The sequence below is a fragment of the Brenneria salicis ATCC 15712 = DSM 30166 genome (genome assembly GCF_003315515.1).
Classification (GTDB): Bacteria; Pseudomonadota; Gammaproteobacteria; order Enterobacterales; family Enterobacteriaceae; genus Brenneria; species Brenneria salicis.
The window spans coordinates 1-16,147 of record NZ_QNRY01000063.1; the positions used below are offsets into that span (position 1 = coordinate 1).

A 16,147-nucleotide genomic window follows, 5' to 3' on the forward strand; every position below is an offset into this window, starting at 1 on the left:
AGAATCCGAAGTTTCGTGTTATTTATCAGCCGGTTTACTCGCCCTGGGTAAATCATGTTGAACGGCTGTGGCAGGCGCTGCACGAAACGATAACCGGAAACCACCAGTGCCGCTCAATGTGGCAGTTACTGAAAAAAGGGCGTCACTTTATGAATACTGTCAGCCCATTCCCCGGTGGGAATCATGGGTTGGTAAAAATGTAGCGATATTAGGATCAGTTATTTAGGGGGAAAGATTCTGAAATCAAAAAATAGCAGTGAATAAGTCATCTCCGGATGCCATCTCTTTAAAGACGTTAATTCTAACAATCCTTCATTTGGTTTTTTTATTGTCTGTTGATTTTTATTTTGATGGGATAATGTTTTATGTAAAGAAAAAATTCCTCTTTTGGCGGTGTGAACTCCAGAATAGCGCCGTTGTCGTATAGCTTCAGATAATAAAATAAGTTTTACTGGAGCGCTTGTTGCAATGAAGTTTGTTCACTCTTTATCACACCAGAAGCTATCATTTGTACTGGCAATTTATATCGGCTTTTTCCTTAACCTTTCTGTTTTTTATCGGCGGTTTGACGTTTTTTCCATTTCGGCGGGTAAAACGCTCCCGATGTTTATTCCCGCTCTGATAGAACTGACCGCCTGTATATTGTTCACCTTTTTTCTGATGCGTATCCTTTCGCTCGGCGGACGCTCTTTTTATCGCCTGGTCGCATCACTGCTGGTGTTGATTTCTGTGGCCGCCAGCTATTACATGACGTTTTTCAATGTCGTTATTGGCTACGGTATCATCGCTGCGGTAATGACAACCGATATTGACCTCTCCAAAGAAGTGGTTGGATTAGATTTTGTGCTGTGGATGGTCGCGGTCAGCGCGTTGCCGATGTTTCTGATCTGGAAGAATGGACTACGTCATACGTTGATTGAGCAATTGGCTTCACCCGGAAAACGCCTGATGCCAGTGGTGGTTTTGGCGGTGGTGGTGGCGCTTGTCTGGTTGCCAATTCGCTATATGGACAAGGTTCAGTCGATATCGGAAAAACTCGCCAATGTTGATCTCCCCAGTTACGGTGGCGTGGTGGCTCACTCTTATCTTCCTTCCAACTGGATATCGGCATTAGGTTTGTTCACCTATACCAAATATGACGAAACGCAGGATTCTTCAAACCTTTTCGATCCAGGTAAGAATTTTACGTACATTCCGCCCAAAGGGATTGAGGATACCTATGTGGTTTTCATCATTGGCGAAACTACCCGCTGGGATCATATGGGGTTACTAGGATATGAACGGGATACGACACCCCAGTTGTCCAAAGAGCGGAATCTGGTCGCTTTCCGCGGCCAGTCTTGTGATACCTCAACCAAACTTTCCATGCGCTGTATGTTCGTGCGCGAAGGGGGAGCGGAAGATAACCCGCAGCGGACGTTGAAAGAGCAAAATATTTTCGCCGTGCTGAAAGAACTGGGATTCACCTCTGAGCTTTTCGCGATGCAAAGTGAAGTGTGGTTCTACAACAGTATTGAGGCGGATAACTACTCTTTCCGCGAAATGATTGCGTCTGAAAAGCAGAATGACGGCAAATCCGTGGATGATATGCTGCTGGTGGATGAAGTAAAAGAGTCACTGGCGCGCTATCCGAAAGGTAAGCACCTGATTGTGTTGCATACCAAGGGCTCTCACTATCTTTACTCCATGCGTTATCCCCGCAGTTATGCGCGTTATCAGCCGGAATGTATGGGCGTGGATGCGTCGTGTACTCGTGAACAGTTGATTAATGCGTTTGATAATAGCGTGCTATATACCGATAACTTTATTAAGCAAGTCCTCGATCAGGTCAGGGATAAAAAAGCGCTGGTATTTTATGCCGCCGATCACGGTGAATCCATTGATGACAATTACCACCTGCATGGCACGCCGCGTGATATGGCGCCACCGGAGCAGTTCCGTTCCCCGATGATGGTATGGGCTTCAGATAAATTTCTGGCTGAATCCGATAATATGCATGCCTTTGATCAGCTGAAGGCTCAGCAACGGATTGGTAAAACTCATCGGCATGAAGAGTTGTTCGATACCATTTTGGGATGTCTGGGATATACCTCGCCTGATGGTGGTATCAACCCGAAAAATAACTGGTGCAGCAGACCATCCCGTTGATGCATATCCTCGACAGGGATGTCGGTTTAACGCGGATAGCGGACGGCGTGAACACTTAATAAACAGGCATAATCCTTTTTCTAAAAAGGGATTGACGCTTCAATAGGGTAGCAGTAATATGCGCCCGCATTCGGTGAGTGGCGCAGCCTGGTAGCGCACTTCGTTCGGGACGAAGGGGTCGGAGGTTCGAATCCTCTCTCACCGACCAAATCGACTTTCGTTAGGTATCAGTTACCACCGGAAAAGATAAGAAACCCGCATTCTGTCTGGATTGGCGGGTTTTTTATTGCCTGTTATCTATCGGTATACCCCGTTTACAGCCGGAAACTTTAGTTATACGCATCTACGATGATGCGATAAAACGATGACGCTAATACACCCCTCCCTCATCATGGCTGGCCCCTCTTATCGTTTCAATGATATTGCAGCATTTATAGGGTGGCGGGTTATTATCCTCACGCGCTTTTTAATCAGCGGGTTAGCGTTGTTGATCGTCGGGGGGATTCATTATCAACGCTTCAAGCGGCTTATGACCGTTGTAATGCAGCCAGACGTTCAACGAATCGTTGTCCATCGGTTTGGCATACAGAAATCCTTGCATGTAAACAACACCGCGTTGCCTCAGATAAGTCAACTGCTGGAGGGTTTCCACCCCCTCTGCGAAAATTTTAAGATTCATGCGATGGCTCAGATTGATGATGGCGTCAAGTATCGGCGCTTCCTCGTCCAGTGAGGAAATCGCACTGATAAAACCACGGTCGACCTTCAGATAATCCAGCGGAAAATTTTGCAGATAAGAGAGGGAACAGTGTCCGGTGCCAAAATCATCAATCGCTATCATGAATCCGTTCGCCTGCAATTGATGCAGCCGCTGGATAACCTCTGGGCCATTGCTGATGAGACTTCGTTCCGTCAGTTCCAGCGTGATACTGAGTTGATGGCTGGAAATTGTTTCTTTGAAGGCGTTTACATCGGCAATAAAGTCAGGGTGTTGTAAGTGCTCTGCAGCGACATTCAGGCCCAGATGAAAGCCGGGCGTGACGCACCAACGGGTGACGTCTTCGGTAACCATCTTAAATAAATGCCGGGTTAGAGGAATGATCATCCCTTCTGTTTCGGCGGCGGCAATAAAAATATCCGGTTTTATCCATTGTTCATTACTGCGTCGCCAGCGCATCAGGGCTTCGACACCAATACAGGATTGCGACGTTATGTCGTAAATCGGCTGGTAGTAAACCGAAAACTCGCCTTTGTCGATGCCCTTACGAATTTCATCGCGAAAAAGAAGTTTTCGTTTTTGCCGATACCAGATGGCAGCAGTAAAAAACAGCGATAGCATGAGCGCCATAGGTAGGAAGGTGGAAAACGTCCGTTTCCAGGAGCGAACGGATTCTGTCTTTGGAGCGATAACCCGGATGGAAATAGGAAATTGCTCCGACTGCATTTCAATTTCGAAAGTGGAAAACACGCCGAATTCCAACGGGATAGTGGGGCCAGCCTGTATGGGATAGCCGTTATCCACCGTTAGGGTGATCTGGTAGCCCCGTGCGTCGCCAACCGCCAGCATCAGGTCAATCATATACTGGGCATCAATCATCACGTAGGCGCCGTAACCAGTGGACGGCATGTGAGCGAACAGCACCCCCGGTCGGTTTTTGACTGTTACTGTATTGGCGATCGACACGCTCCATTTCTCTGGCCGTGTTGTCGGTAGGGGATATTGCAGCAGTGCCGCCATTGATGTATTCACATCGCCAAAAGTCGATGAACAGTAAATGTTGCTATCCTGAATAACGCCAATGGTTTGAAAGTAGGAAAACGTGGCGTCAAGGCGTTGTAACTCCATAGCGATTTGATCGCAGCGTTGCCCTTTGAAGCGCTGAAGATGATCTATCATGCTCCAGGCTTGTCGTGAGATGTTTTCTGCGTGATGCAAAGAGATGAGAGCGGTGGATTCGAGATCTCGCTTGACCATCACCCTGGATTCAACAAACGTGAACAGTAATCCGAGCAATAAAGGCAATACCACTGCGACCAGTAGCGGCAATCCTTTGTACTGGCGTTCTCCCTTTATTAATTTCATCCGCATCTCCTTTTTGGGCGGCTCCTGTCCTTTGAGAATACGTGAGCCGATAGCAGTGGCAAGCTTGTCGATGCGATAAGAAATGTTACATATTCTTAATGCGTCACGGATTTGAATTCAATCACTTTTTTCGAATTTTTCACTATATGGTCTTTTTATGGATAAAGGGGCATGGGTACGCTATAAATAGCGCGTCCCGCTAAGTGAAGATGTGCTGGCTCTGACGATAAGGACAACGGAAAATATTCATCCTATGGCGGATGTTATTGCTAATGAGTGGAGGCGTTGTTACTTTAGTTCTGAGAGAATTTGTGTTCCGTCAGCGCTTGCGCACAGGCCCAGGCTGAGCTCCACGCCCATTGGAAGTTGTAGCCGCCGAGCCAGCCGGTGACGTCGACGACTTCACCAATGAAATAGAGTCCTGGTACTTTATTGGCTTCCATCGTTTTGGAGGAGAGTTCGCGGGTGTCTACGCCGCCCAGCGTGACCTCTGCTGTCCGATAGCCTTCCGTTCCGTTGGGTTGCACCCGCCACTGCTGGAGGTTGGCCTCAATTTGCTGCTGCTGGGCGTGATTCAACTGTTTCAGGGTGACATCAGGCAGTTGTCCCAGTGTTTGCAGGCATTCCACCAGACGTTTGGGGAGCCACTGCGCCAGTGTGTTCTTCAGGCTTTGATTCGGGTGGGACAGCCGTTCATCATTAATCCGCGCGGATAAATCCTGATCGGGCAGTAAATTAATGGTGACGAATTCACCGGGCTGCCAATAGCTGGATATTTGCAGCACCGCCGGGCCTGAGAGACCGCGATGGGTAAACAGAATATTTTCCCGGAAGATTACCCCGTTTTCCGCGGTGATCAGGGTAGGGACAGAGACGCCCGATAATGTCTGCAAGTGCGCCAGCAAGGGCTTGTGCAGGGTAAACGGCACCAAAGCGGCGCGGGTGGGCAAAACATGCAATCCAAATTTCTGCGCCAACTGGTAGCCGAATGGCGTCGCGCCCAGTCCTGGCATGGACAGACCGCCGCTGGCGATGACCAGTGCATCACTGTGCAGGATAACGCCGCTGGCTAATTGCAAAATAAAGGTTTGATCTGATTTTTCCACCGAGCTCACTTCGCTGCGCAACCGTATCATCACGTTGGCCTTTTCGCATTCTGTCAGCAGCATATCGACAATCTGCTGGGCGGAATCATCACAAAACAGTTGGCCGAGGGCTTTTTCGTGATAGGCGATCTGGTGGCGGTTCACCAGGCTGATGAAATCCCATTGGGTATATCGCGCCAGTGCGGACTTGCAGAAATGCGGATTTTGAGACAGATAGGCCGCAGGTTCGGCGTACAGATTGGTAAAGTTGCAGCGTCCGCCCCCGGACATCAAAATTTTGCGCCCGGCTTTTTTTCCATTGTCGAGCAACAGTACGCGCAGTCCACGCTGCTCTGCCTGCGCCGCGCAGAATAACCCGGCTGCTCCGGCACCAATAATGACGACGTCGAACTGTTCCACGATGCTTTCTCCGGTTAGGGCTTGAGTATTCCCACGGGACTGGTGACCGTTAGGGCGGCAAATTGTAATGTCCGTTTTTGGCGGATGCTAGTGTAACAATTTGCGTGTTTGAGTAAATATATGTAACGCATTGATTTTTATTGGTTAAAGGCTTGCTGTATTGTGACGCATTAACGACTAAGTCAAAAAAAGTCATATTTCCCTTTTCCCAACCCCTGCTTGTCGCAGATAATGCGCCGCGTTCATGACCACTAAATGGCCTAACGCTTATGCTACATTTATTTGCCGGACTGGATTACTACACCGGCCTGATGTTAATTCTGGCTTTACTGTTTGTCTTATTCTACGAAGCTATCAATGGGTTCCACGATACAGCAAATGCTGTTGCTACCGTTATCTACACCCGCGCCATGCGCGCGCAGTTCGCCGTTGTGATGGCTGGCCTGTTTAATTTTTTAGGGGTGATGCTGGGCGGATTAAGCGTTGCTTACGCGATTGTCCACCTGTTGCCTACCGATTTATTACTGAATGTCAGTTCCGCGCATGGTTTGGCGATGGTTTTTTCCATGTTGCTGGCGGCGATCATCTGGAATCTCGGAACCTGGTATTTTGGTATCCCGGCGTCGAGTTCACACACCTTGATCGGTTCTATTATCGGCATCGGTTTAACCAACGCGCTATTGACGGATACGTCGGTGGTGGATGCGCTTAATGTGCCTAAGATGATCAGTATTTTCCTTTCGCTCATCTTGTCGCCGATTGTGGGCATGATCGTCGCCGGACTGATGGTGTTCTTATTGCGCCGTTTCTGGAGCAACAGCAAGAAACGCAAACGCGTTCACCTGACGCCTGTCGATCGTGAAAAGCAGGACGGTAAGCGCAAGCCGCCTTTCTGGACGCGTACCGCGTTGATTTTATCCGCTATCGGGGTAAGTTTTTCCCACGGTGCGAATGACGGTCAGAAAGGTATTGGTCTGATCATGCTGGTGCTCATCGGTGTGGCGCCCGCCGGGTTTATTGTCAACATGAACGCGTCCTGCTACGACATCAGCCGAACCCGTGACGCGGTCATCAATTTGCAGGAATACTATCAGCAGCATGGTGAAGCGCTGGCGCATGTTATCGATCTCTCGCCGCCGTTGATCCCCGCGTCGGAAAAAACGATTCCGGCAAACGGGCAGACTGAATTTCATTGCGACAGTTCACGCGTCATGCTGGCGATTGACCATACTCAGGGACTGTTGAGCAATCTGAAAAGCTACGATCAACTGAGTGCGGATGATCGCGGCAAGGTACGCCGTCTATTGATGTGTATTGCCGATACCATGGACCGGATTATCAAGTTGCCGGAAACTCCGTCAGAAGATAAACGTTACCTGAGCAACCTGCGTAAAGACCTGTTGCAGACCGTCGAATACGCGCCGATTTGGATCATCATTGCCGTCGCGCTGGCTCTCTCTCTGGGTACGATGGTGGGTTGGAAACGTGTCGCCACCACGATTGGCGAGAAGATTGGCAAGAAAGGCATGACCTATGCGCAGGGCGTTTCCGCACAGGTTACCGCTGCGTTGTCGATTGGCGTGGCGAGCTACACCGGGATGCCGGTTTCCACGACTCACGTCTTGTCTTCGGCGGTTGCCGGGACAATGATTGTCGATGGCGGCGGCGTTCAGAGTAAAACGGTGAAAAATATCCTGTTGGCCTGGGTGCTGACGCTGCCGGTTTCGTTGATGCTGTCCGGCACGCTGTATTGGCTGGCGTTAAAGCTGATCTAGTGCGCGAAAAAGCATGACATATAAAAAAGGCGATTCTGCAACGGATCGCCTTTTTGCTGTTTGTCGGTTCATTATTTCATTACCAAATTGGCGTCAATACCAAATCAGCATCGCAATTAAACTGATGACGACCAATCCACACAGCGCGGTTGTCAACAGGAACTGTCCCCGTACCCTTTCGCAGCGGCGTATAAATTCAGGATCATGATGTTCAAGATAACGTTGTGCGTAGATATAACGTACCAGCCTGATTTGTTTGCTTGGCTGACCATGTGATGTGAAAAAACCACCCCCATCGACGTATTGATAAAGCAGCGGATCGCAATCACGCAGAACCAGCAGTAATACGCGTAATGAGGAATAATATCGCGCCATATTGATGATACAGACAACACATAAAGCCCAGAAAAGCGCAAATGTACTGATCATGCTCCCCTCCCGGTTGATATTATTCGTCAGGGGTCATCGCGCACGGCATATTGTCGGCGATGAACCTGCGAATACTTATGCCACACGTTTTCACGCGATTTTATCGTATCAGGCGAACCAACCATCCTGATGACTCGCCTTATTGCCATTTTCACCTGTTGAGCGTGACGGAATAAGTTTGCCACTCTCTTTTTTTATTGTAGAAGAGGAACGCCTTTTTTTACCATACCCGCAGGCACTATCGTGCGACTAGGCTATTTTCTCCAAAGTAGTGTCCGTTTTGAAAGAAGAACCTGGGTGATTAAATGACGAAAAGAAGCGATTTCTACTACACTTATCAAAAATATTAAGAAGATTGAAGGGCATTGCGCTATGGATTTTTTGTTAAAACCCGGCGTTGTGATCTGCTGAACATATCCATGAGACAGCGAACTGCTATCATATAAGCCGCTGTTAAGTATCAGATTGGCAGAAGAAATATCTGCTGACCATTAATTAGTCTTTACGGAAGGAGTCTCATTATGGCTTACAAACACATCCTTATTGCTGTTGACCTTTCCCCTGAAAGTAAAGTGTTAGTGGAAAAAGCGGTCTCAATGGCAAGGCCGTACAACGCCAAGGTCTCTTTAATTCATGTCGACGTGAACTATTCCGATCTTTATACCGGTCTGATTGATGTCAATCTGGGGGACATGCAGCAACGAATCTCCGAAGAAACGCAGAGTGCCTTGATCGAACTATCTCAGAATGCGGGTTATCCCATTACTGAGACGCTCAGCGGTAGCGGCGATCTGGGTCAGGTACTGGTCGATGCGATCAGAAAATATGATGTGGATCTGGTGCTTTGCGGCCACCATCAGGATTTCTGGAGCAAACTGATGTCGTCCGCGCGTCAGCTTATTAACACCGTCCATATCGATATGCTAATCGTTCCGCTGCGCGAAGAAGAAGACGACTGAAAGTTAACATTATTTAATCGTCTTTTCGCAGATAAACAGGCATGGCTGTCAAACGATGCCTGTTGTTGTTTCATGCGGCCAGATGGTTATTTCATGCCGTCAAACGTGGAACGTCGCCTTATTCCATCACCTGCGGCAGATAAAAATCGAAACGATGACTTTTGGTTTCGAGCGTCGACTGCGCCGCAACACTCGCCAGCGGCGGCGCGTAATCTGGCCGTTTCACCACGACGCGTTTCTTTGCCAACGCGCGTGCCGGCGCCAGCAGCGCATCGGCGTCTTCATCCGCACCGACCAGCGACTGAAACACCCGCATCTCTTTTTTAACCAGTGCGCTTTTTTGCCGGTGGGGAAACATCGGGTCGAGATAGACTACGTCCGGCGGCGGCGTGATATCACTCAGCGCGGTTTGGCTGGAGGCGTGCAACAGCGTCAGCCGCTCGCGCAGCCACGGGCCGATCTCCGCATCCTGGTAACCCCGTCGCAGCCCGTCATCCAGCAATGCCGCCACCACCGGATGACGCTCCAGCATCCGCACATGACAACCCAGCGACGCCAGCACAAACGCATCTCGTCCCAATCCCGCTGTGGCGTCCACCACATCAGGCCGGTAATCTTTTTTGATGCCCACCGCTTTGGCGACGGCCTCGCCGCGACCGCCGCCGAAGCGACGACGATGCGCCATTGGTCCGCTAACGAAATCGACATAAATGGCGCCGAGTTTGGGCTCATCCTGTTTGCGTAGTTCCAACCGCGCTGGCGTCAGCACCAGCGCCATCATCGCGGAGGGATCGCAGAGCAATCCCCAGCGTTCAGCCAGCAGGGATAAGGCGTCGGAATCGGCGCCATCCTCTGCCATCAGGCAAATATTCATTCCTTAATGCCGTAATGGTGCAGCATGGCATCCAGTTTGGGTTCCCGGCCCCGGAAGCGTTTGAACAGTTCCATCGGCTCTTCGGAACCGCCGCGCGACAGGATGTTGTCCAGGAACGACTGACCGGTGCCGCGATTGAAAATCCCTTCTTCTTCGAAACGGGAATAGGCATCTGCCGCCAGCACGTCAGCCCACAGATAGCTGTAATAGCCTGCGGCGTAACCGCCCGCGAAAATATGGCTGAAAGCGTGCGGGAAGCGGCCCCAGTCAGGACTGGGCACCACGGCGACCTGCGCCTTGATTTCGGCCAGTGTGGGCAGAATTTGCGCGCCTTTGGCGGGATCAAATTCGGCATGCAAACGGAAATCGAACAGGCCGAACTCCAACTGACGCAGGATAAACAACGCCGCCTGATAGTTTTTCGCCGCCAGCATTTTATCCAGCAATTCCTGCGGCAGTGGCTCACCGGTTTCGTAATGGCCGGAAATAAAGGCCAGCGCTTCCGGTTCCCAGCACCAGTTTTCCATGAACTGGCTCGGCAGTTCGACGGCATCCCACGGTACGCCGCTAATACCCGCCACCCCAGCGGTATCGATCTGCGTCAGCATATGATGCAGCCCGTGACCGAACTCATGGAACAAGGTGATGACTTCATCGTGAGTGAACAACGCCGGCTTGCCGTTGACCGGACGGTTGAAGTTACAGGTCAGGTAAGCGACCGGTTTTTGCAGTTCGCCATCGCCTTTACGCAATTTGCCAACGCAGTCATCCATCCAGGCGCCGCCGCGCTTATGTTCGCGGGCGTAGAGGTCGAGATAGAAGCTGCCGCGCAGTTCGCCGCTTTCATCAAACAGATCGAAGAAACGCACCTCTGGATGCCAGACATCCACATCTTTGCGCTCTTTTGCCGTAATACCGTAAATACGTTTCACTACCTCAAACAGACCTGCTACGGCGCGTTGTTCCGGGAAATAAGGACGTAGTTGCTCGTCGCTGATGGAATACAGATGCTGTTTTTGCTGTTCGCTGTAGTAGGTGATATCCCAAGCCTTTAATTCATCCACACCGTAGTTTGCTTTGGCGAAGGCGCGTAGCCGCGCCAATTCTTCTTCAGCCTGGGGACGGGCGCGTTTTGCCAGGTCGGTCAGGAAATCGATAACCTGTTGCGGGCTTTCGGCCATTTTCGTAGCCAGAGATTTATGCGCGTAGCTGTCGAAACCAAGCAGTTGCGCCAGTTCATGACGCAGCGCCAGTTCTTCCGCCATGATGTCGCTGTTATCCCATTTCCCGGCATGCGGGCCTTGATCGGATGCGCGGGTGACATACGCGCGATACATTTCTTCGCGCAGCGCCTGATTGGAGCAATAAGTCATCACCGGCAGGTAACTGGGCATATCCAGCGTCAGCAGCCAGCCATTCTGCTCTTTGGATTCAGCCAGCGCTTTGGCGGCGGCCAGCGCGCTTTCCGGCATACCGTCAAGCTCGGCGATATCCGTCACCAGCTTGCTCCAACCCATGGTGGCATCCAGCACGTTGTTGCTGTATTGCGAGCCCAGTTCCGACAGACGGGCGGCGATTTCACCATAGCGCTTCTGTTTTTCTGGCGGCAGACCGATACCGGATAATTCAAAATCGCGCAACGCGTTATCGACGGCTTTCTTTTGCGCAACGCTCAAGGCGGCGTAATGTTCGCTGTCTTTCAGGCTGCGATAAGCCTGATAAAGTCCGGCGTGCTGACCTACCCAGGTGCTGTATTCAGACAACAACGGCAAGCATTGCTCATAGGCGGCGCGTAATTCCGCGCTATTTTTTACCGCGTTCAGGTGGCTGATGGGCGAAAAAATGCGGCCAAGATGATCATCGCTGTCTGCCAGCGGCTGACAAAGGTTGTCCCAGGTGAATGCACCCGACTGGGCCACCACGCGTTCTACCGTTTGACGGCACGTTTCCAGCGCGGTTTTTATCGCCGGGACAATATCTTCGGTTTTAATTTGGGAAAACGGAGGCAGGGTGAATGGAGTCAGTAATGGATTCGTCATGGCGCAGTCCTGATTATCGTGTCTGTGATTGGTGCATCTTGATTATTTAAGATGAGGTCTGGTGTCGGGAAAATCAATGGTTAACGATGCCGACCGATTTGTTTTCAATGCGCCGCATTCATGATGAATAAATTTCATGTTTATAAATGACACTGAAGAGGATTCAACCAGGAAACGCCCTGTGACGTGGTAATCTTTCTCTACAAACGACATTAATTACACTGAAAAAAAGAGATAAATCACATGGCCACGTCATATTCACCGATCCCGCCGTTTCGTGCCGACGTTGTTGGCAGCTATCTGCGACCTGCCTATCTTCACGAGGCGCGCAGCCAGTTAGCCAGGGGCGAACTGACGGCGGAGGCGTTGAAAACCATTGAAGATAAAGCGATTACCGAACTGGTCGAAAAACAGAAACGCGCCGGATTACAGGTTATTACTGATGGCGAGTTCCGCCGTAGCTGGTGGCATCTTGATTTTATGTGGGCGCTCAACGGGGTCGAAAAGACATCGATCTCAAAAGGTTATGTGTTTGCCGATAAAGAAACGCGCGCCGAAACCGGCAGGCTTACCGGCAAGCTCTCTGGCGAAAACCATATGTTTGTCGAGCATTTTAAATTCCTTCTCCAATTTACGGAACCGGGGATCGTTCCACGGATGACCATCCCGGCACCCGCGCAATTTCTGGCGGAGTTGCAGCGTCCTGACAACAAAGCGCTGACCACATCCATTTATCCGTCTGAAGACGAACTGGTGGCGGATATCGCCCGCGCCTATCGTACTTTTATCCAAGAAATTTATGCCGCTGGTTGCCGCAACCTGCAACTGGATGACTGTACATGGGGCATGCTGGTCGATCCGAAGTTTGCCGGCGCGGGCGCGGCGGATACGCCGAAATCCACCGATGACGGATGCGGTTGCGGACACTCCCACGTCGAGGCGCCGAACAATAACGTCAGCGCGCTGGCCGAGTTGTATCTGAAGGTCAACAATGCCGCTATTGAGGGCGCGCCAGCGGATTTGGCGCTGACGACCCACGTTTGCCGCGGGAACTATCACTCCTCCTGGGCGGCAAGAGGCGACTATCAACCGGTGGCCGGGGTACTGTTCGCGCGGGAAAATGTCGCGGCTTACTACCTTGAGTTTGATACGGAGCGTTCGGGCGATTTTTCCCCGCTGACGCAGGTTTCCGGGAATAAGCAGGTTGTTCTGGGGCTAATCTCCTCCAAGGTCGGAGAACTGGAAGATAAGCAGGCGGTGATCGACCGTATCCATGAAGCGAGCCGCTACGTGCCATTAGAACGCCTGTGTCTCAGTACGCAATGTGGCTTTGCCTCGACGGAAGAAGGAAACATTCTGACCGAAGAACAGCAGTGGGCGAAAATCGCGTTGGTAAAAACGATCGCGGATGAGGTGTGGGGCTAAGCGTTTCTTAACGCGGCGCGGGTGGTGACCTTATCGCCCGCTCCGCATTCATCATCGGGCCTTATGCGCTTCTCTTGTCAGTCGGTTAACTTTTTATCGGCCAGACGGTTTATACTGGCTGCCATAGAACCGTATTTTTCAGACAGCAAGAGAACCCAATGCTAAGTTACCGCCATAGTTTCCACGCCGGCAACCACGCCGACGTGCTGAAACACACCGTTCAGAGCCTGATCATCACCGCGCTGAAAGAGAAAGATAAACCTTTTCTGTATCTGGATACCCACGCGGGCGCCGGACGTTACCAGCTTAGTGGAGCGCACGCCGAACGGACAGGGGAATATCTGGATGGGATTGCCAAAATCTGGCAACGCGATGATATTCCGGCTGAACTCGAACCTTATATGCGGGCGGTGCATACCTATAATCACAACGGGCAACTGCGTTATTATCCCGGTTCCCCGCTGATTGCCCGCCAGTTGCTGCGTGAGCAGGACAAAATTCATCTGACGGAACTGCACCCCAGTGATTTCCCGTTGTTACGCAATGAGTTTCAAAAAGACGCGCGTTGCAAAGTGCTGCGTGAAGACGGCTACCAGCAGTTGAAATCACAACTGCCGCCGCTTTACCGTCGCGGTTTTGTGCTGATTGATCCGCCTTATGAACTGAAAACCGATTATCAGGCGGTGGTGAAAGGCCTTCAGGAAGGACACAAACGTTTTGCCACGGGTGTATATGCACTGTGGTATCCGGTGGTATTACGTCAGCAAATCAAGCGGTTGCTGAAAGAGTTGGAAGCAAGCGGCATCCGTAATATTCTGCAAATTGAACTGGCTGTAAGGCCGGATAGCGATCGGCACGGTATGACCGCTTCCGGGATGATTGTCATAAATCCGCCGTGGAAACTGGCCGCGCAGATGAAAAGCGTACTGCCCTGGTTGCATAGCGTGCTGGTGCAAGCGGGAACAGGCCATACGCTGGTGGAGCAAATCGTCCCGGAGTAAGCGGCGGCGTGATTTGGTTTTTCCTATTATAACCATAGGCCTAATTTTTATAGACTGCGGCGTGGCAGCGTTACACTCTAGAAAAATTTTATTCACTTAAGCATGGATACTCTTTATGACCAGACACTATGACTACCTTGCCATCGGCGGCGGCAGCGGCGGGATCGCCTCGATTAACCGTGCGGCGATGTATGGTAAAAAATGTGCGTTGATCGAAGCAAAATATCTGGGGGGAACCTGCGTCAATGTCGGTTGCGTGCCGAAAAAAGTGATGTGGCATACGGCGCAGATCGCTGAGGCGATTCATCAGTACGGGCCTGATTACGGGTTTGATACCACCCTGAATCAATTCAACTGGGATACGTTGTTGAAAAACCGTAGCGCTTACATTGATCGTATCCATCAGTCTTACAACAACGTGCTGGGTAAAAATAAAGTCGATGTCATTCAGGGGTTTGCCCGTTTTATTGATGCGCATACGGTGGAAGTAAACGGTGAGAAAATCACCGCTGATCATATTTTAATTGCCACCGGTGGCCGCCCGACGCACCCGGATATTCCAGGCGTAGAATATGGCATTGATTCCGATGGCTTTTTTGAACTGAATGCGTTACCGAAGCGTACCGCTGTGGTTGGCGCAGGCTATATTGCCGTGGAAATTGCCGGGGTGCTGAACGCGCTGGGTTCGGAAACGCATCTGTTCGTGCGTAAGCATGCGCCACTGCGCAGCTTCGATCCGCTGATTGTCGATACACTGCTAGAGGTGATGAATAGCGAAGGGCCGACGCTGCATACCGAGTCCATTCCTAAAATGATTGTAAAAAATGCCGATGGCAGCCTGACGTTGCAACTGGAAAATGGTCAGTCACACATGGTCGACTGCCTGATTTGGGCAATTGGCCGCGAGCCGGCAACGGATAATCTGAACCTTGAGGCGACCGGGGTTGAACTAAACGACAAAGGCCATATCAAGGTCGATAAATTCCAGAACACCAACGTACCGGGGATCTATGCGGTGGGCGATAACACCGGCGCGGTCGAGTTAACGCCAGTTGCTGTGGCGGCGGGGCGTCGTCTGTCCGAACGTCTGTTCAACAATAAGCCGGATGAGCACCTGGATTACAACAACATTCCAACGGTGGTGTTCAGCCACCCGCCGATCGGCACGGTCGGACTGACTGAGCCGCAGGCGCGCGAACACTACGGCGACGAGCAGGTGAAAGTGTATCAATCCTCTTTCACAGCCATGTACACCGCAGTCACCCAGCATCGCCAGCCGTGCCGTATGAAGCTGGTTTGTGCAGGCAAGGACGAGAAAATCGTGGGTATCCACGGTATTGGCTTCGGCATGGATGAAATGTTGCAAGGCTTTGCGGTGGCGCTAAAAATGGGCGCGACTAAAAAAGACTTCGATAATACCGTCGCTATTCATCCAACGGCAGCGGAAGAGTTTGTGACCATGCGTTGATCGTCTCAATTCCAGAGGTTTCCTGGCGAATAATATAGACAGGAGCCTCTTGATTATGGTTGATTGTTTTTTTATATATTTATTATTATCCTTATATTGCTAGCCGCTTTTTATCATTGTTGAGATTTTATCTACACAAATTTTATTTTTATGCTAACTTAATGATTTTTATTTCTTTTAAAATAACCTTATCTCTGCTGGCGTGATTTTTAAAACAATCTACACCTGAAATATTTCCCTATCGCTTGATAGCTACAAAAGTGATGTCATTCAAATCACATAAATAACCTAAGGAATGATGTTATGAGCTATGAAGATAGCAATATTGAGGTTAATGATTTTTTCTCTAAATAACTGCGCCTATTACCGCTCCACTTTTGTTAGTCCAGGTTTGTTGCCTGGGAAAGGTGATGCGGTTTTAATAAATTGTCTGACATTTTT

At 50.5% G+C, this 16,147-nt stretch carries 11 protein-coding genes, 1 tRNA gene and 1 pseudogene; 8 read left to right on the forward strand and 5 right to left on the reverse strand.

Going from position 1 to position 16,147, the window contains the following annotated elements:
• The 3 genes and pseudogenes from DES54_RS17325 to DES54_RS17335 all read left to right on the forward strand — a co-directional run.
• Positions 1-203: pseudogene (locus DES54_RS17325) on the forward strand (IS630 family transposase); the annotation flags it as partial.
• 265 nt (positions 204-468) lie between these two features.
• Complete coding sequence (gene eptB / locus DES54_RS17330; RefSeq protein WP_113869506.1) at positions 469-2,148, forward strand: kdo(2)-lipid A phosphoethanolamine 7''-transferase; 1,680 nt, start codon at positions 469-471, stop codon at positions 2,146-2,148.
• Positions 2,149-2,279: 131 nt separating this feature from the next.
• Positions 2,280-2,356, forward strand: a tRNA-Pro gene (locus tag DES54_RS17335).
• A gap of 270 nt (positions 2,357-2,626) precedes the next feature.
• On the opposite strand, the gene DES54_RS17340 is transcribed toward DES54_RS17335, so the two are convergent.
• Together DES54_RS17340 and DES54_RS17345 are read right to left on the reverse strand one after the other, a co-directional pair.
• Positions 2,627-4,231 carry an EAL domain-containing protein gene (locus DES54_RS17340; RefSeq protein ID WP_113869508.1) on the reverse strand — a complete coding sequence of 535 codons (1,605 nt, stop codon included), beginning with the start codon at positions 4,229-4,231 and terminating at the stop codon, positions 2,627-2,629.
• Positions 4,232-4,524: 293 nt separating this feature from the next.
• Entirely contained in the window at positions 4,525-5,736 is a 1,212-nt protein-coding gene (locus DES54_RS17345; protein WP_113869510.1) for a BaiN/RdsA family NAD(P)/FAD-dependent oxidoreductase, read from the reverse strand.
• A gap of 269 nt (positions 5,737-6,005) precedes the next feature.
• Between DES54_RS17345 and pitA the strand changes: the two genes are divergently transcribed.
• Positions 6,006-7,511, forward strand: a complete 1,506-nt coding sequence (gene pitA, locus DES54_RS17350) for an inorganic phosphate transporter PitA (protein ID WP_113869512.1) — start codon at positions 6,006-6,008, stop codon at positions 7,509-7,511.
• A 93-nt stretch (positions 7,512-7,604) separates the two neighbouring features.
• Here the strand turns inward: pitA and uspB are convergent, their stop codons facing one another.
• A complete protein-coding gene (gene uspB / locus DES54_RS17355; RefSeq protein ID WP_113869514.1) occupies positions 7,605-7,940 on the reverse strand; it encodes a universal stress protein UspB in 336 nt (111 codons plus the stop codon).
• Positions 7,941-8,461: 521 nt separating this feature from the next.
• Here uspB and uspA point away from each other — a divergent pair.
• Positions 8,462-8,899 carry a universal stress protein UspA gene (uspA, locus tag DES54_RS17360; protein WP_113869516.1) on the forward strand — a complete coding sequence of 146 codons (438 nt, stop codon included), beginning with the start codon at positions 8,462-8,464 and terminating at the stop codon, positions 8,897-8,899.
• Between the two features lie 118 nt (positions 8,900-9,017).
• On the opposite strand, the gene rsmJ is transcribed toward uspA, so the two are convergent.
• Together rsmJ and prlC are read right to left on the reverse strand one after the other, a co-directional pair.
• Entirely contained in the window at positions 9,018-9,773 is a 756-nt protein-coding gene (gene rsmJ, locus DES54_RS17365; protein WP_113869518.1) for a 16S rRNA (guanine(1516)-N(2))-methyltransferase RsmJ, read from the reverse strand.
• A complete protein-coding gene (gene prlC, locus DES54_RS17370) occupies positions 9,770-11,812 on the reverse strand; it encodes an oligopeptidase A (RefSeq protein ID WP_113869520.1) in 2,043 nt (680 codons plus the stop codon). Before prlC ends, rsmJ begins: the two co-directional genes overlap by 4 nt.
• A gap of 243 nt (positions 11,813-12,055) precedes the next feature.
• Between prlC and DES54_RS17375 the strand changes: the two genes are divergently transcribed.
• The 3 genes from DES54_RS17375 (at position 12,056) to gorA (ending at position 15,706) form a co-directional block, all read left to right on the forward strand.
• On the forward strand, positions 12,056-13,237 hold the full coding sequence (locus tag DES54_RS17375) for a uroporphyrinogen decarboxylase/cobalamine-independent methonine synthase family protein (RefSeq protein ID WP_113869522.1): 1,182 nt from the start codon (positions 12,056-12,058) through the stop codon (positions 13,235-13,237).
• A gap of 158 nt (positions 13,238-13,395) precedes the next feature.
• Complete coding sequence (locus DES54_RS17380; protein ID WP_113869524.1) at positions 13,396-14,238, forward strand: 23S rRNA (adenine(2030)-N(6))-methyltransferase RlmJ; 843 nt, start codon at positions 13,396-13,398, stop codon at positions 14,236-14,238.
• A gap of 115 nt (positions 14,239-14,353) precedes the next feature.
• A complete protein-coding gene (gene gorA, locus DES54_RS17385) occupies positions 14,354-15,706 on the forward strand; it encodes a glutathione-disulfide reductase (RefSeq protein WP_113869526.1) in 1,353 nt (450 codons plus the stop codon).
• The last annotated feature ends 441 nt before the right edge of the window (positions 15,707-16,147 follow it).

Coding starts and splice junctions, on each gene's coding strand:
- DES54_RS17340 (WP_113869508.1), bottom strand. CDS start 4,231: ATGAAATTAATAAAGGGAGAACGCCAGTACAAAGGATTGCCGCTACTG.
- eptB (WP_113869506.1), top strand. CDS start 469: ATGAAGTTTGTTCACTCTTTATCACACCAGAAGCTATCATTTGTACTG.
- gorA (WP_113869526.1), top strand. CDS start 14,354: ATGACCAGACACTATGACTACCTTGCCATCGGCGGCGGCAGCGGCGGG.
- uspB (WP_113869514.1), bottom strand. CDS start 7,940: ATGATCAGTACATTTGCGCTTTTCTGGGCTTTATGTGTTGTCTGTATC.
- pitA (WP_113869512.1), top strand. CDS start 6,006: ATGCTACATTTATTTGCCGGACTGGATTACTACACCGGCCTGATGTTA.
- DES54_RS17380 (WP_113869524.1), top strand. CDS start 13,396: ATGCTAAGTTACCGCCATAGTTTCCACGCCGGCAACCACGCCGACGTG.
- uspA (WP_113869516.1), top strand. CDS start 8,462: ATGGCTTACAAACACATCCTTATTGCTGTTGACCTTTCCCCTGAAAGT.
- rsmJ (WP_113869518.1), bottom strand. CDS start 9,773: ATGAATATTTGCCTGATGGCAGAGGATGGCGCCGATTCCGACGCCTTA.
- prlC (WP_113869520.1), bottom strand. CDS start 11,812: ATGACGAATCCATTACTGACTCCATTCACCCTGCCTCCGTTTTCCCAA.
- DES54_RS17375 (WP_113869522.1), top strand. CDS start 12,056: ATGGCCACGTCATATTCACCGATCCCGCCGTTTCGTGCCGACGTTGTT.